The sequence below is a fragment of the Pantoea sp. ACRSB genome (assembly GCF_022346905.1).
Classification (GTDB): Bacteria; Pseudomonadota; Gammaproteobacteria; order Enterobacterales; family Enterobacteriaceae; genus Pantoea; species Pantoea piersonii.
Map to the genome: position 1 here is coordinate 26,171 of NZ_JAKRNL010000007.1, position 15,394 is coordinate 41,564.

15 protein-coding genes and 1 pseudogene are annotated in these 15,394 nt (G+C 55.7%); 4 read left to right on the forward strand and 12 right to left on the reverse strand.

What is annotated here, in order from left to right; all coding sequences use genetic code 11:
• Positions 1 to 3 precede the first annotated feature (3 nt).
• From spoT to gmk, 3 genes are read right to left on the reverse strand one after another with little or no spacing between them, the layout of a single operon-like run.
• A complete protein-coding gene (gene spoT, locus MHZ89_RS18280; RefSeq protein WP_311784161.1) occupies positions 4 to 2,112 on the reverse strand; it encodes a bifunctional GTP diphosphokinase/guanosine-3',5'-bis pyrophosphate 3'-pyrophosphohydrolase in 2,109 nt (702 codons plus the stop codon).
• Between the two features lie 20 nt (positions 2,113 to 2,132).
• On the reverse strand, positions 2,133 to 2,408 hold the full coding sequence (gene rpoZ, locus MHZ89_RS18285; RefSeq protein WP_013511051.1) for a DNA-directed RNA polymerase subunit omega: 276 nt from the start codon (positions 2,406 to 2,408) through the stop codon (positions 2,133 to 2,135).
• A 54-nt stretch (positions 2,409 to 2,462) separates the two neighbouring features.
• Entirely contained in the window at positions 2,463 to 3,086 is a 624-nt protein-coding gene (gene gmk / locus MHZ89_RS18290) for a guanylate kinase (protein ID WP_103797571.1), read from the reverse strand.
• Positions 3,087 to 3,328: 242 nt separating this feature from the next.
• Between gmk and ligB the strand changes: the two are divergent.
• Positions 3,329 to 5,132, forward strand: a pseudogene (gene ligB, locus MHZ89_RS18295) (NAD-dependent DNA ligase LigB).
• On the opposite strand, the gene MHZ89_RS18300 reads toward ligB, so the two are convergent.
• The 7 genes from MHZ89_RS18300 to MHZ89_RS18330 form a co-directional block, all read right to left on the reverse strand.
• Complete coding sequence (locus tag MHZ89_RS18300) at positions 5,013 to 5,630, reverse strand: trimeric intracellular cation channel family protein (RefSeq protein WP_033754272.1); 618 nt, start codon at positions 5,628 to 5,630, stop codon at positions 5,013 to 5,015. The pseudogene ligB and the gene MHZ89_RS18300 overlap by 120 nt on opposite strands.
• A gap of 375 nt (positions 5,631 to 6,005) precedes the next feature.
• Positions 6,006 to 6,650 carry an oligosaccharide flippase family protein gene (locus tag MHZ89_RS18305; protein WP_311784162.1) on the reverse strand — a complete coding sequence of 215 codons (645 nt, stop codon included), beginning with the start codon at positions 6,648 to 6,650 and terminating at the stop codon, positions 6,006 to 6,008.
• A 71-nt stretch (positions 6,651 to 6,721) separates the two neighbouring features.
• Complete coding sequence (locus tag MHZ89_RS18310; RefSeq protein ID WP_311784163.1) at positions 6,722 to 6,988, reverse strand: hypothetical protein; 267 nt, start codon at positions 6,986 to 6,988, stop codon at positions 6,722 to 6,724.
• A gap of 434 nt (positions 6,989 to 7,422) precedes the next feature.
• A complete protein-coding gene (locus MHZ89_RS18315) occupies positions 7,423 to 7,818 on the reverse strand; it encodes a polyketide cyclase (protein WP_311784164.1) in 396 nt (131 codons plus the stop codon).
• 131 nt (positions 7,819 to 7,949) lie between these two features.
• Positions 7,950 to 9,086, reverse strand: coding sequence for an alanine racemase (locus tag MHZ89_RS18320; protein WP_311784165.1), 1,137 nt, complete (start codon positions 9,084 to 9,086; stop codon positions 7,950 to 7,952).
• Positions 9,087 to 9,196: 110 nt separating this feature from the next.
• Positions 9,197 to 10,120, reverse strand: coding sequence for a kdo(2)-lipid IV(A) palmitoleoyltransferase (gene lpxP / locus MHZ89_RS18325; protein ID WP_311784166.1), 924 nt, complete (start codon positions 10,118 to 10,120; stop codon positions 9,197 to 9,199).
• A 380-nt stretch (positions 10,121 to 10,500) separates the two neighbouring features.
• Positions 10,501 to 11,364 carry a YicC/YloC family endoribonuclease gene (locus tag MHZ89_RS18330; RefSeq protein ID WP_311784167.1) on the reverse strand — a complete coding sequence of 288 codons (864 nt, stop codon included), beginning with the start codon at positions 11,362 to 11,364 and terminating at the stop codon, positions 10,501 to 10,503.
• Between the two features lie 159 nt (positions 11,365 to 11,523).
• On the opposite strand from MHZ89_RS18330, the gene MHZ89_RS18335 reads away from it, so the two are divergent.
• Complete coding sequence (locus MHZ89_RS18335) at positions 11,524 to 11,955, forward strand: DUF3574 domain-containing protein (RefSeq protein ID WP_311784168.1); 432 nt, start codon at positions 11,524 to 11,526, stop codon at positions 11,953 to 11,955.
• A gap of 33 nt (positions 11,956 to 11,988) precedes the next feature.
• Here MHZ89_RS18335 and MHZ89_RS18340 read toward each other — a convergent pair whose 3' ends face one another.
• A complete protein-coding gene (locus MHZ89_RS18340) occupies positions 11,989 to 13,173 on the reverse strand; it encodes a nucleoside transporter C-terminal domain-containing protein (protein ID WP_311784169.1) in 1,185 nt (394 codons plus the stop codon).
• Positions 13,174 to 13,318: 145 nt separating this feature from the next.
• On the opposite strand from MHZ89_RS18340, the gene rph reads away from it, so the two are divergent.
• Both rph and pyrE read left to right on the forward strand, forming a co-directional pair.
• Complete coding sequence (rph, locus tag MHZ89_RS18345) at positions 13,319 to 14,035, forward strand: ribonuclease PH (RefSeq protein ID WP_033754298.1); 717 nt, start codon at positions 13,319 to 13,321, stop codon at positions 14,033 to 14,035.
• 49 nt (positions 14,036 to 14,084) lie between these two features.
• On the forward strand, positions 14,085 to 14,726 hold the full coding sequence (pyrE, locus tag MHZ89_RS18350) for an orotate phosphoribosyltransferase (RefSeq protein WP_311784170.1): 642 nt from the start codon (positions 14,085 to 14,087) through the stop codon (positions 14,724 to 14,726).
• A 68-nt stretch (positions 14,727 to 14,794) separates the two neighbouring features.
• On the opposite strand, the gene slmA is transcribed toward pyrE, so the two are convergent.
• Positions 14,795 to 15,391: a nucleoid occlusion factor SlmA gene (gene slmA, locus MHZ89_RS18355; protein ID WP_120458113.1), complete on the reverse strand. Its 597-nt coding sequence runs from the start codon at positions 15,389 to 15,391 to the stop codon at positions 14,795 to 14,797.
• Between the last annotated feature and the right edge of the window lie 3 nt (positions 15,392 to 15,394).

Below are 15,394 nucleotides of genomic sequence, written 5' to 3' on the forward strand. Positions count from 1 at the left end.
GCGCTAATTACGGTTACGGTGGACTTTGATCACGTCCGGCATTACACGGATTTTACGCATAATGTTCGCCAGATGGACGCGATCGCGCGCGGTCAGGCGGATAAAGGCGCTGTAAACGCGGCCGTCGCGCTCTTCAGTATTGAGGCTCTGGATATTAGAGCCTGCGGTATTGATCGCCGCCGTCAGGTTCGCCAGCGCGCCCTGATGGTTGAACATGTCGACTTTGATTTCAGCCACGAATTCCTGATCGGTGACCTTATCCCACTCCACCGGCATAAACTTTTCCGGCTCTTTCTGGTAGCCGCGAATATTACGACAGGATTCGTGATGCACCACCAGCCCTTTGCCGGGACTGACGTGCGCTACAATGGGATCGCCAGGAATCGGACGACAGCATTTGGCGAAGGTGATCAAAACGCCGTCAGCGCCTTTAATAGGCAGCTTGCCGCGCTTGCTGCTGCTCGGCGGCGTCGCGCTGCTCGACTGCAGCAGGTTCTTCGCCACCACAACGCTCATGGCGTTGCCGAGGCCGATCTCCGCCAGCAGGTCGTCCAGCGACGTCAGCTTCATGCGATCCAGCTCCTGCTTGATATTCTCAGGCGGGATCTCGGCCAGCTTGCGGCTGCCGCCGAGCGCGTGGCTCAGCAGACGGCGTCCAAGATTGACGGAGTCTTCGCGCTTGAGATTCTTTAGCAGCTGACGAATTTTGGCGCGCGCTTTGGAGCTGACGACGAAGTTAAGCCAGGCGGCGTTAGGTCGTGCGCCCGGCGCAGTGATAATTTCTACCGTCTGGCCGCTGGCAAGCGGCTGCGACAGCGGATAGGGTTGCCGATCGACGCGCGCGCCGACGCAGGCGTGGCCGATATCGGTATGCACCGCATAGGCGAAATCGACCGGCGTCGCGCCAGCCGGCAGCTCGACGATGCGCCCTTCCGGCGTGAAGACGTAAATCTCGTCAGGAAAGAGATCGGACTTCACGCTCTCAATAAATTCAAAAGAACTGCCCGCGCTCTGCTGCAGCTCCAGCAGGCTTTGCAGCCAGCGTTGGGCGCGAATCTGCGCGGTAGTGCCGCTTTCGCCCGCCTGTTTATATGCCCAGTGCGCGGCGACCCCCATCTCAGCCATCTGATCCATATCTTCAGTACGGATCTGCACCTCGACCGGCACGCCGTGTGGCCCGATCATGGAGGTGTGCAGCGACTGATAGCCGTTGGCCTTGGGGATAGCGATATAATCTTTCATCCTGCCTGGACGCGGTTTGTACAGGCTGTGCATCTGACCGAGCACGCGATAGCAGGTATCCACATCCTTCACGATCACGCGGAAAGCGTAGATATCCATGATGGAGTGAAAGCGCTGCTCTTTCAGCGTCATTTTACGGTAGATAGAGTAGAGATGCTTTTCACGACCGCTGACGCGACAGGGGATGCCCGCTTCCTGCAGTCGTCCGTCGATCTCCGCCAGGATCTTCTGAATCATCTCTTTGCGGTTGCCGCGCGCCGCTTTTACTACCTCTTTAATCACGCGATAGCGATTAGGGTAGAGCGCCTCAAAACCCAGCTCTTCCAGCTCGGTTTTCAGGTGATGGATACCCAGGCGATGCGCCAGCGGACTGTAGATCTCCAGGGTTTCCAGCGCGATGCGGCGACGCTTGTCCGGACGCAGCGCGCCCAGCGTGCGCATATTGTGCGTGCGGTCGGCCAGCTTGATGAGAATGACGCGGATATCCTGCACCATCGCCATGATCATCTTGCGGAAGTTCTCTGCCTGCGCCTCTTTCTTGTCGCGGAAGGTCAGCTTATCCAGCTTGGATACGCCTTCCACCAGTTCCGCCACGCTTTTGCCGAACAGCTGCTCCATATCCTGATAGGTGGCTGGCGTGTCTTCGATCACGTCATGCAGCAGCGCGGCCATCAGCGTTTCATGGTCGAGCTTCATCTCCGCCAGGATACAGGCGACGGCAACAGGATGGGTAATGTAAGGCTCGCCGCTGGAGCGTGTCTGTCCCTCGTGAGCATCACGTGCGACAAGGTACGCTTGCTGGAGGCGCTTGATTTGCTCCTCCGGCAGGTATTTTTCAATCAGCTGATTGAGGCTTTCAAACAGATACAAGGTTGGCCTGCAGGTTGCTGTTAACGACGACCTTCAGCGATAGCGGTAACGGCTTGTAATTCAGCGGCTTCCTGCTCTTGCTGCTCCTGACGATCGCGAACGTCCAGGATCTGGTTAGTGATCAGGCCTTCTTCGATTTCGCGCAGGGCGATAACGGTGGCTTTATCGTTCTCTTCCGGAACCAGCGGATCTTTACCGCCTACCTGCATCTGACGTGCACGACGTGCAGCGACCAACACCAGGTCAAAACGGTTACCAATTTTTTCTACTGCGTCCTGAACGGTTACGCGTGCCATAGGTGTGCTACTCCACAGATGAAGAAATGACTGGGCATAATACTGAAACTGACTTCAGACTGCCAATAGTTTGCTGATTAAAGCATCGTGGCGCGCCTTCTGGCGCCCCATGCGCAGGCGTTCAGCGCGGATAATGGTCTTCAGATCCGACAGAGCCAGATCAAAATCATCATTGATAATTAAATAGTCGTATTCAGCGTAGTGGCTCATCTCAGAGACCGCCTGCGCCATGCGACGGGCAATCACCTCTTCGCTGTCCTGACCGCGGCCGCGCAGGCGACGATCCAGCTCGTCCTGCGAGGGCGGCAGAACGAAAATGCTGCGTGCGGCGGGCATTTTTGCGCGGATTTGCTGCGCGCCCTGCCAGTCGATATCCAGGAAAACATCGACGCCGGTAGAGAGAACCTGCTCAATCGCTTTACGCGACGTGCCGTAATAGTTGTCGAAGACTTTCGCATGTTCGAGGAAGGCGTCTTCCGCGATCATCGCTTCAAATTCATCTTTCGAGACGAAGTAATAGTGCTCGCCATGGACTTCGCCGGGACGCATGCCGCGGGTGGTATGAGAAACAGACACCTGCGTATCGTACAGCGGTTGTGTCTTCAGTAACGCCTGAATCAGGCTGGATTTACCCGCGCCGCTGGGGGCGGAAACAATAAAAAGCGTGCCTTGAGCCATGGTCTTCTTGAATTGAGTAAAGAGCGGAGTCGATTTCCTGCTCAGTATACACGGCTTAGCGCCGTAACGCAGCGTTTGCGCGTAACGCTGCGCTAAAACTTTTGCGGCGCGGCGCGCAGAAGCGGCTTTGCCAGGCCGCAAGCGTCTGCTTTTCCTGCGCAGCCAGTTCCGTTCTCTCGCTTTGCCTGTCGCCTTGTCGTTTCCTCGCCGCTTCAATAGGCGAAACGTTGAGGAGGCTCGCTATGAAAGAGACGTTACGCCTGCTGCTAAGTCTGTTACTGCTGGCTGTCGGTTCAGCCAACGCGCTTTGTCCGGTGTGGACGCCCGCACGCGCCGGGGATGAAATTGCCCGTCTGCAGCAGCAGCTGCAACGCTGGGATGACGCCTACTATCGCGACGGAAAGAGTCTGATCAGCGATGCGGATTACGACACGCTGTTGCAGCGCCTGAAAAGCTGGCAGCGCTGCTTCAGATCCGAGCAGGCGACTTATACCTCCCGCCTGCCAGCCAGCGGCAGAGTCGCGCATCCGGTGGCGCATACCGGCGTAAAAAAGCTGCGGGATAAGCTGGCGCTGGCGTACTGGATGCAGAATCGTCGGGATTTATGGGTACAACCGAAAATCGACGGCGTAGCGGTCACGCTGGTTTATGAGAGGGGAAAGCTGACGGCGCTAATTAGTCGCGGCGACGGCCTGCGCGGCGAGTCATGGCTGGCAAAAGCGGCTTATATTCCTGCCATCCCGCTACAGATTGAGAGCGATGCGCCGCGTGTGGTGCTGCAGGGCGAGCTGTTTCTGAAGATGACCGATCATCGTCAGGCGCGCGACGGCGGTAAAAATGCGCGGGCGCAGGTAGCGGGCGCGTTAATGAGCCAGACGCCTGGTCCGCTGCTGGCCGATATCGGCTTGTTTATCTGGGGCTGGCCGGATGGTCCCGCTGAGATGGCGGAACGTCTGCAACAGCTCGCTGCCTGGGGACTGGAGCTGGCGCAAACGTGGAGCAAACCTGTTCGTGATGAGGAAGAGGTCGCCCGCTGGCGGGATCGCTGGTTCAGCGCGCCGCTTCCCTTTGCCACAGACGGCGTGGTGGTACATCAGGCGATGCGGCCGGCCGGAAAAAGCTGGATGCCTGGCGAAGGCGACTGGGCGGTGGCGTGGAAATTCCAGCCGCCGGACGTAACCAGTGAAGTGCGGTCGGTTGATTTCAACACTGGCCGTACCGGAAATATCTCTGTAGTGCTTAATCTCCAGCCGGTCGCGCTCGACGACAAAATGGTACGACGGGTGAATATCGGTTCGCTGCGGCGCTGGCGGGAATGGGATGTTATTGCAGGCGATCAGGTCGTTATCAGCCTGGCGGGACAGGGTATTCCACGCCTGGAAAGAGTGATCTGGCGGGTAGGGGAGCGTGATTACCCACAATCGCCCGATCCTGAACAATTCACGCCGCTCAGTTGCCTGAGCATCACGCCTGCCTGCCGACAGCAGTTGCTGGCGCGACTAAGCTGGCTGAGTCAGAAATCGGTGCTGGATATCGCGGGCGTACAGCGCAGCACCTGGCTACGGCTGCTGGAGAGTAGCGCTATGGAGCATCTTTTTTCCTGGCTGACGCTGACGCCGGAACAGATTGCGCAGACGCCAGGCATTAGCCCGACGCGCGCGCAGCAGCTCTGGCATCGTTTCAACCTTACGCGACAGCAGCCGTTGCGCCGCTGGATCGGCGCGCTGGGTATACCGCTGCCGCGGCGAGCGCTTCACGCTTTGCCGGACGCGACCTGGGATGAGGTGCAGCAGCGCGACGTGCAGCGGTGGCAGGCGTTGCCTGGCGTCGGCACAACCCTGGCGCAGCGCATTTACGCCATGTTGCAGGATGCACGCATGCAAAAGCTGATCGCTTTTCTGCGGGAGCAGGGCATCCCGAACGGCGTCAGTGCTCCGGATGCGGGTAGTTAAAAACAGGCAGACCGAGCCGGAAGCGCAGCGCCAGCAGGCGCGCCAGAAAGCCGAACAGCAGAGTAATGATCACGACGGCCTCATGCGCCAGTGAGGTTTTCAGCAGCAGGATATAGATCCAGCCGGAAGCGAAGGCGATTCCGGCATAAAGCTCTTTCTGAAAGACGAGTGGGATACGGTTACAGAACATATCGCGCAGCACGCCGCCAAATACGCCGGTAATCACGGCGGCGATGGCGGCGATAATCATCGCATGGCCGCTGTCTAGCGCTACCTGCGCGCCGATAATCGAGAAGACCACCAGACCCAGCGCATCCAGCACCAGAAAAACTTTGCGCAGGTGCGTCATCAGCGGCGCAAGCCAGGTGGTAAGCACTGCCGCAGCGGCAACGATCATGATGTATTCCGGGTGTTTCACCCAGCCTAGCGGGTAATGGCCCAGCAAAATATCTCGCACCGAGCCGCCGCCTATCGCCGTCACTGAGGCGATGATAATGACGCCAAACAGATCCATTTTGCGTCGTCCGGCGGCAAGCGCGCCTGTCATGGCTTCCGCGGTAATGCCGATAATATAAAGGACGGTTAATAACATAGCTGGCTCCAGAGGGTGGGCGGCAAGGCTACGGGGTTAGAGGAATATCAGCTACTGAAAAATTCTCAGGCGATCGCTTCGTATCAGTTTAACTTATGCTGGCCTGAGGAAAAACGCCGACGTAGAGGGAAAGCGGGAAGCGCCGCTGCGGCAATAAAATAAGAAATGCGAATCGTAATTTCAGCGACTATTCGAGCGAAGCGGTTTTTCAGGGAATTAACAGGATGAGGTACGTCAGGCCCAGCTTTCGCAGGCAGGGAGATATTTACAGAGCAATAAAAATGCAGGGCGGATAAAAAGAAAAAAGCGTGCTGTCGCCAGCACGCGAATGCATCTCTTCAGATGCCCAGAGCCCACCATACAGACTTGTTTTTATTATTCAATTCTTGCACGAATGTGACTGTATTCTTTCAGGTTAAAGCGATATTCCGGCTGAAAACTTTCGCGACCATAATAGCAGTAGATCAGCATACGCACAGAGGCAATTGCCAGATAACCCCAGATGGCGCACAGTACAGACGGCGTTAGCCAGACGGTGAATAAGGTGACGCCTAAGCCAAAAAGCACTGATATAGTTTCAGTAAAGGCGATGCGGGTATATTGCTTTTCACGCTGTAAAATAGCGCGATAATGCTGCCCCTGAGGAATAATAATAAACACCACAGAGACCATTTCCAGCATAATAGCCATTTCAGGCTGCTGCAGATAGCTGCCAATAAGATCGCTGCCGATAAACAGTACAGCGAAAATAATCAGGCTCAGCAGCATATTGCCCCAGTAAAGCATTGACTGATCGCGAACCGACAAGCTGCCGCTGCGGATTAAGGCGTTAGAAAAGCCGCGATCGGCAAGGGTATCGATGATCAGCAGCCCGACAATAGCCACAGCTAGCAAGTTCAGCTCGTTAGCCTGCAGGATTTGCGCCAGTAAAGAGAGCTGGAGCACACCGATGCCAATAACCTTAATTGAAGAGAGAATAGACCACTTTGCACCAGTAAAGCTTCGTTCACGTATCGCCATGATATACTCGTTAGGTACAGGTACCGAATAAAGTGTTATGCGCGAAATAGCTGGCTATTCCGCCCAAATAATTAATGCCATTCGCCTGAGCGAAGTCCAGACGCAGTACGCCAGGCTTCACCTGTTATTATTGATTCAATGCGATGGATTTCAGATACGTAAATAATTTCCCCGTTATTTTTATTGTCCCGGGACAGGGCCGTCTTTTCTGTGCTTAACAGAAAAGCGGCCAGGTCCCGGGTAAATCCTTTTATTGTTTTATATTCTCCTGCCAGCATCCTGCCAGCGATCTCAACAAGTTCTTCTTCTGACAGCAGAGCCGTAGTTGAGCAATCCATTTTTAATTTCCTGATGTTGTTATTTTAAGTGTTGCTGTGTGTGTGGTTAATTTATACCTCGTTTTTTTTAATTTCACACCATCAGAAAAGTCCGATAAAGCCGCTACAGAAATAAATGGATTCACCCTTTGCATGAAATATTTTTAACTTCCGTTGTAAAGGTTTATTAATCGTTGTGCAGTAAAAAGGGAAAATGAGCGGAATAAAAAAAGCACACATGCAGAGAATGCACGTATTACAGGCATCACAGCGAAACGGCAGCAATGGCTGTCCAGGAATTTTCCCGGTTATCTGGCTTTAATGAAACTGTTGTGAGGGGCAGGAGCGGCTGATGAAAAAGGCGAAAACGCTTATGCATTTTCGCCGAACTTTTTTCACTTTTCTGAGCCGTAAGGCCCAGCAATGACTAAAGAGCGGGGGATTTTTCGCCTGATTTACTGAGTAAGCAGGCGGTTGAGACGCGCAAGATCGCCTCTTACCCATTCAATATCCTGAGAAAACTTCTCATCAGACATCAGCGGCTGACGATAAACCACTATCACAACCTCAGCGCCTTGTTCATTAGCTATCACGCGCATCGGCATATAGATCTCTTTACCAAAGCCGCTGTCTATCCAGTGATCCATCACGCCAAACGGATTATGTGGCGTAAAGCGAATCTTTACTGAACCTTCAGGTCCGCGGGCGCGCCAGTAACTCCCTTCCTGTTCCAGCGTGCTGCTGCTTAGTCCGGAAGCCCATTTCGCAAAATATTCCGGCTTCCAGATCGTTTCATACAAATCTAACCAGTTACGCGCAATGGTCTGACTGACAACCTGGGACGACAACATGCTACCTCCGGAACGTGGTTAAAAAGGCATTAAAGCATGTTGCGCGCAGAGGGAAAATCGCACACGGCGAGAAGTGTGGCGCAGACGGGGTTTCATCCGGCTGGCAGGCCTGGCGGCCTGCCGTAAAACAGTCAGAGAAAACGCCCGCGCGCGTCAATCGGCTGGGTCTCTGCGCGGCCATCGGCGTGACGCAGCACATAGCTGTCCGACTGCGCCATCACCGCGCAGCTGTGATTAGGGTAGATACGCAGCAGGGCGCCGACGCTGGGCGCGCTATCCTGCCAGGGGATAAACCCATGCTCCTCCGACAGCTTGCTGACTTCATAACAAACGCCCTTTTCATCAACGGCCACGCCGAACCCGCTGGCATTGGTGCCGTGAGGCCCTTTATCCGAACTCAGCATTTTGGAACCGGCATCGATAATGATGAAATGGCGATTTACCGCGACGACGCGGGCAATAACGCTGAGCGCCAGTTCGTCAACGCGGCTCAGGCCAAGACGACATGCAGTCAGATCGAGCAGGGCATAGTTTCCCGGTCGGATCTCATCGGTTCCGGCCGCTACTGGCGCGGCCAGCGCCGTAGGCGTGGCGCCAACGGAAACAGAACAACCGGCGAAGCCCGCTTCTCGCAGCTGGTTTTGCACATGCTGCATCAGCCGCGCTTCTTCCTGAGCGATCGCGGCAATGGCGTCGGGATTTCCTGCGCCATAGGCGTGCCCGGCGTGCGACACCAGGCCAGCGAAACGCAGCTGCGCCGCCTGAATAGCCTTCGCCAGTGCGGCCGCGTCGTTGCGATGCGGATCGATGCCGATACGATGCAGCCCGACATCCACCTTAATGGCTACCGCGATGTCGGCATCCGGCTGCCGGCGTTGCGCTTCAGCGATAGCGGCTACGCCATGCGGCGCATCGACAATCAGCGTCACTTTCGCCTGATGCTGCGCCGCCAGTTTCAGCAGGGCCGCTATGCTTTCGGCACGAATAACCGGATAAGCCAGCAAGATGTCGCGTTCGCCGCCGCGGATAAAGACTTCACCTTCGCTCGGTTTGGAAACGGTAATGCCGCACGCGCCCAGCGCGCGCTGACGACGAGCAATATAGAGGCTTTTATGCGTTTTGATATGAGGGCGCAGCGTGACGCCTGCGCGGCTGGCTTTCTCCTGCATCGCCTGCAGATTCTTTTCCAGCCTTTCGGCGTCGATCTCAATGTAGGGCGTAAGACGGTCGTCAGGCAGAGGACGCTGCCAGCGTTGATTCATATCCATACGAGGTTCCTGCACAAACGGATGAAACCCCATCATTCAGCAATCGGCGTCCGGATGCCAGCCGCACAATGCTAAAAACCGCACCATGATCGCTCATGATGCGGTGTGGATTAAACGTAGAGCGAGGCTTCGCCTGGCGGACGGGTTTTGAAGCGGCGATGCAGCCACAGATACTGCTCTGGCGCCCGCAGGATCTGGCTTTCGATAACTTTATTCATATAGGCGGCGGCAGCGGCTTCATCAGTATGAGGATAGTTTTCCAGTTCTGGATCAATGATCAGCTGGTAGCCGTAGTTATCTGGATTGCGGATCAGCGCGATGGTTAACATCGCCGGATTCGCGAGGCGCGACAGAACAAATGTACCGTTCGTGGTCGCTGCTTTCTCAACGGCGAACAGTGGGGCGAACACGCTGCCTTTCGGGCCATAATCCTGGTCCGGTGCAAACCAGACCGACTCGCCTTTTTTCAGCGCGTGAACCATACCGCGCAGATCGCGCCGATCGATCATCGCCTTATTGGATCGCATACGTCCTTTTGTCTGCGCCCACTCCATCGCCCGGTTGTTATGTGGGCGGTACATCGCCATCATCGGCTGACACAAACCGCTGATGCGGCCGCCCAGCTCCAGCGACATAAAGTGCACGCCAATTACCATTACGCCGCGCTTCTGTTCCATGGCGGACTGCAGGTGCTGCAGACCTGACACCTCAAACAGTTTTTTTACCGCGCGATCCGACCAGAACCAGGCAATGCCAGTTTCTGCCAGCGCCATACCCAGCGAAGCGAAGTTACCTGCGATCATGCGCTCAATGTCGGTTTCAGCAATGCCGGGAAAGCAGAGTTCGATATTGCGTCGCGTAATGCGCTCACGACGTTTTAGGAAATGACGAGAAAGCGTACCGGCATTAGCGCCAAGACGCATCAGAAGAGGATAAGGAAGCTGAACCAGCAGCCACAGAATGCCCAGACCTAGCCAGGTAACCCAGTAGCGTGGATGCAGCATGGAACGGCAAAAAGCTCCGGTCTTTTTCATAGCGCACCTTTATGTGATGAATGTATGTATCGCATAAAGAAGCACTTCCATAAGTTCCCCAGGCGCTACAGCTTGTAGTCAATCGGACCGGCACATTAGCAAAAAGTGCCGTTAAAGAAAGCGAAACAACAGAATCATATGGAGATGGATGTTTCATCGAATGAGGCATTAAAGCGAAAAGCGGCGAGGGGGATAATAAAAGACGCTGTATAAACAGCACGTTAAAAAATCAGCAAAATGACAGCGGGCAACAAACGCACTCTCCTGAAGAGTGGTCCGGAAATGAATTCTTATGGTTATTTACGCAGAATTTACGCAGGCCGACATAAAAAAACGGCGAAAAGCTCGCACGAGGCGAGCTATTTACCTTTACTGCATTGTTACTCGATATTCTGAATCTGCTCGCGCATTTGCTCAATAAGCACCTTCAGTTCAATCGCCGATGCGGTAACGTCTGCATTAATCGACTTCGAACCCAGGGTGTTCGACTCGCGGTTGAATTCCTGCATCATAAAGTCGAGACGGCGACCGACTGCCTCTTTTTTACCCAGGATGTTATAGGTCTCTTTAACATGGGCTTCAAGGCGATCCAGCTCTTCTGCGACGTCGATGCGCTGCGCCATCATCACCAGTTCCTGTTCGAGACGGTTGTTTTCCAGCTGGACTTCCGCTTCTTCCAGCTTCGCGACCAGGCGTTCGCGCTGCCATTTCAGGATCTCAGGCATCTGGGCGCGCACTTTCGCCACTTCCTGCTTCACGCCGTCGAGACGCTGTTCGATCATCGCCTTCAGCGCGGCGCCTTCGCTTTCGCGCGCTACGATAAAGTCATCCAGCGCGCCGTCCAGCGCGCTCAGCAGCTGGGCATTAATCGCATCCAGATCCTGTTCCTGCGCAGACATTACGCCAGGCCAGCGCAGAATTTCCATCGGGTTGATGGCGCCTTCGTCGCTCTGCATCTTCACCCAGTTGGCGGCCTGCACCAGCTGCTTCGCCAGGGTTTCGTTCAGCATCAGCTCGCCCTGCGCGCCGGGATCGGCGTCAAAGCGCAGGTTGCACTCGATTTTGCCACGCGTCAGGCGCTGACGAATACGTTCGCGAATAACCGGCTCCAGACTGCGAAACTGCTCCGGCAGACGGATATAGGTTTCAAGATAACGCTGGTTAACGGAGCGAAGTTCCCAGGCGGCGCTGCCCCAGGTGCCTTTGGCTTCACGGCGGGCGTAAGCGGTCATACTGCGGATCATAATCGGCTACTCTTTGTCAGAAATTATGCAGCAAGTATAGCGATACCCGCCGCGCGCTAACAGGCATAAGCGCAAGCGCGTGCGAATAACGAAACATTTCCGCTTTTGCGGACAGACACTTATGATGGCCGCTGATCGTTTTGATTAAGGATAACGCCAATGTTCCGCTCTGTTACCCTCTCCGTGGCGCTGGCCGCGTTGCTGGCCGGTTGCCAGGCGCCGCGCCCGCCTGCGCCGCCGACTAAACCTGTTGCCATATGCGCAGGCGGCGAAATGATGATGCAAACCACGCTGTGGTTCGGCCTCAGCAAACCGCAGGGCGGGATGGTAAGCCGCTCCGACTGGCAGCTTTTTCTGGATAAAGAGGTGACGCCGCGCTTCAAGGCGGGCCTGAGCGTTTACGACGCCAGCGGTCAATGGCTGGAGAAAAGCGGAAAGCTGGCGCGCGAGCCGAGCAAGGCGCTTATGCTTATTCATGGGGCGGAAAACGGCGTGAACGGCGATATCGAAGCGCTGCGCACGATTTACAAGCAGCGCTTCGGTCAGGAGTCTGTAATGCGCGTCGATGCGCCGGTATGCGTCGGATTTTGAGCAGAAACGGCGGCGGCAAGGCCGCCGCAGAGATCAGATAAACAGGCCGGCAAATGCCGCCGACAGCAGACTCACCAGCGTTGAGCCATAAACCAGCTTCCAGCCGAAACGGGACACCACATTGCCCTGCTGTTCATTCAGTCCTTTGATTGCCCCGGCCACGATGCCGATAGAGGCAACGTTGGCGAACGACACCAGGAACACGGAAAGAATGCCCAGACCGCGCGGCGTCATGCCTGCCGCTACCTTTTGCAGCTCAATCATCGCCACGAACTCATTCGCGACCAGCTTGGTCGCCATAATGCTGGCGGCCTGTAGCGCATCAGCGGCAGGGATGCCGATCAGCCAGGCAAAAGGATAGAAGACATAGCCAAGAACCTGCTGAAAACTGTAGCCGAACAGCGCGCTAAAGAGCGCATTAACCGCGGCTATCAGCGCGATAAAGCCGATCAGCATCGCCAGAATAATCATCGCAACCTTGAAACCCGCCAGAATGTACTCGCCGAGCATCTCAAAAAAACTTTGCTCTTCATGCAGCTTGTCGAGCTGAATTGCCTGCTCGTCCTGCGCTTTGCCGGGGTTGATAATGGAGAGGATAATAAAGGTGCTGAACATATTGAGCAGCAGCGCGGCGACCACATATTTAGGCGCGATCATCGTCATATAGGCGCCGACGATAGAGAGCGACACGGTGGACATCGCCGTGGCGGCCATGGTGTAGAGGCGCTTCGGCGGAATATCACCCAGAATGCCCTTATAGGCGATAAAGTTCTCTGACTGGCCAAGGATCAGGGTACTGACCGCATTGAATGACTCAAGCTTGCCCATGCCGTTTACCTTCGACAGCAGCGTGCCCACCAGCCGAATCAGCAGCGGCAAAATGCGCCAGTGCTGCAGGATGCCGATCAGCGCTGAGATAAATATGATAGGGCAGAGCACGCCGAGGAAGATAAAGGCCAGCCCTTGCTTGCTCATATTGCCAAACACGAAGTCGGTGCCCTGCGCGGCAAAGGTCAGCAGCTTCTCAAAAAAACCGCTGAAGGCGCTGACCGCCCCCTGCCCGCTGGCGGAGTGCAGGAAAAACCAGCCCAGCGCGGCTTCCACCACGATCAGCTGTACAATATAGCGCAGACGTATCTGTTTGCGGTCATGACTGACCAGCAGCGCAAGGGCGAAAATCACCGCCAGCGCCAGCAGGAAATGAAGAATTGAGGTCATACTTTTTATTTTCAGTGAGTGAGGAAGGCGCATTTAGCCACAGACCGTGAGGAAATTCATCTGCCGCTGTGAAATCCCGTCAGCAAGACAGGCGACGAGGAAGTCCGTATAATGCGCAGCCAATTCATTTCAGCCGGAGATTACCATGCGTCCAGCAGGCCGAAGCGCACAGCAGGTGCGTCCCGTCACCCTGACCCGAAACTACACCAAACATGCCGAGGGCTCAGTTTTGGTGGAGTTCGGCGAAACCAAAGTGCTTTGCACTGCTACCGTGGAAGAGAGCGTCCCGCGTTTCCTGAAAGGACAGGGACAGGGCTGGGTTACCGCTGAATATGGCATGCTGCCGCGTTCCACGCATAGCCGTATGGCGCGTGAGGCGGCAAAAGGCAAACAGGGCGGACGTACGCTGGAGATCCAGCGCCTGATTGCCCGCTCGCTGCGCGCGGCGGTCGATCTCAAAGCGCTGGGCGAATTTACCATCACGCTCGATTGTGACGTGATCCAGGCTGACGGCGGCACGCGTACCGCATCGATTACCGGTGCCTGCGTGGCGCTGGCCGATGCGCTGAATAAGCTGGTGGCGGACGGCAAGCTGAAAGCCAACCCGATGAAAGGGATGGTGGCGGCGATCTCCGTCGGCATCGTCGAGGGCGAAGCGCGCTGCGATCTGGAGTATGTGGAAGATTCTGCCGCCGAAACCGACATGAACGTCGTGATGCTGGAAGATGGCCGCATGATCGAAGTGCAGGGTACGGCGGAAGGCGAGCCGTTCAGCCATGAAGAACTGTTGTCGCTGCTCGCGCTGGCGCGCGGCGGCATTGAGGAACTGATTCAGGCGCAGAAAGCAGCGCTGAACAACTGATTTAACAGGCGACCAGAGAGTCGCCTTTTTTTTGTGAGAGGAGTGAGAGATGAAAGCCTGGCAGCGTCAGTTTATTGAATTCGCCCTGAACAAACAGGTGCTGAAGTTCGGCGAGTTTACCCTGAAGTCTGGCCGTAAAAGCCCCTACTTTTTCAATGCCGGCCTGTTTAACAGCGGTCGCGATCTGGCGCTGCTGGGCCGTTTCTATGCGCAGGCGCTGGTAGATGAGGGCGTTGACTTCGATCTGCTGTTCGGCCCCGCCTATAAAGGTATCCCCATCGCCACGACAACCGCCGTGGCGCTGGCTGACCACCATGACCGCGACGTGCCCTACTGCTTCAATCGCAAAGAAGCGAAAGATCACGGCGAAGGCGGCCTGCTGGTAGGCAGTCCTCTGGCGGGGCGCGTTATGCTGGTGGATGACGTAATCACCGCCGGCACTGCAATCCGTGAATCGATGGATATTATCAGCGCGCATAACGCCACGCTGGCAGGCGTGCTGATTTCTCTCGATCGGCAGGAGCGCGGGCGCGGTGATATTTCAGCGATTCAGGAAGTTGAGCGCGACTACAAATGTCAGGTCACCGCCATCATCACACTGGCAGATCTGATTAGCTATCTGGAAGAAAGGCCCGAAATGGCCGATCATCTGGCGAAAGTGCGCTCCTATCAGAAAGAGTACGGCATTTAACGCTGTGACATTCCCTTTCCCTGTTCGGGAAAGGGAATCCAGCCCGGCTAACGAGAGCAGCAGGCGAACTATACCAGCTGTGCGGCCAGCAGCGGCCAGCGAATATCAAAGTCGGCGGTAGGGCGAAAACGGAATTCTGAGCGTACATAACGCGACAGTATGCCTTCGCAAAAAGCGAGCAGCTGGCTCGCCAGCAGCGCCTCATCCGTTTCAAACCCTTCGCCTTCACGCATTCTGCGCTCGCGCATTACCTGACGCAGCTGTGCTTCAATACGTTCAAACAGCTGATTGATACGCCCTTGCAGGCGATCCTGCTCAAACATCAGCGCGTGGCCAGTCAGAATACGGGTCAGCCCCGGATTACGCTCACCAAAGCCAAGAATCAATTGCACGATAAGACGCAGACGCGCCATCGTCTCTTTTTCATCTTTCAGGATCAGATTGATGCGGGTAATCAGACTGTCTTCAATGAATTCAATCAGGCTGTCGAACATGCGCGTTTTGCTGGGAAAGTGGCGATAGAGCGCCGCTTCAGAAACGCCGACGTTTGCCGCCAGCTTGGCGGTGGTGATGCGCTGGCTACCGTCACTGGACTCCAGCATTTGCGCCAACGCCTGCAAAATTTCTTCGCGACGGTTCCGTTTGGCGAGTTTCTTTTCTGCCATGAC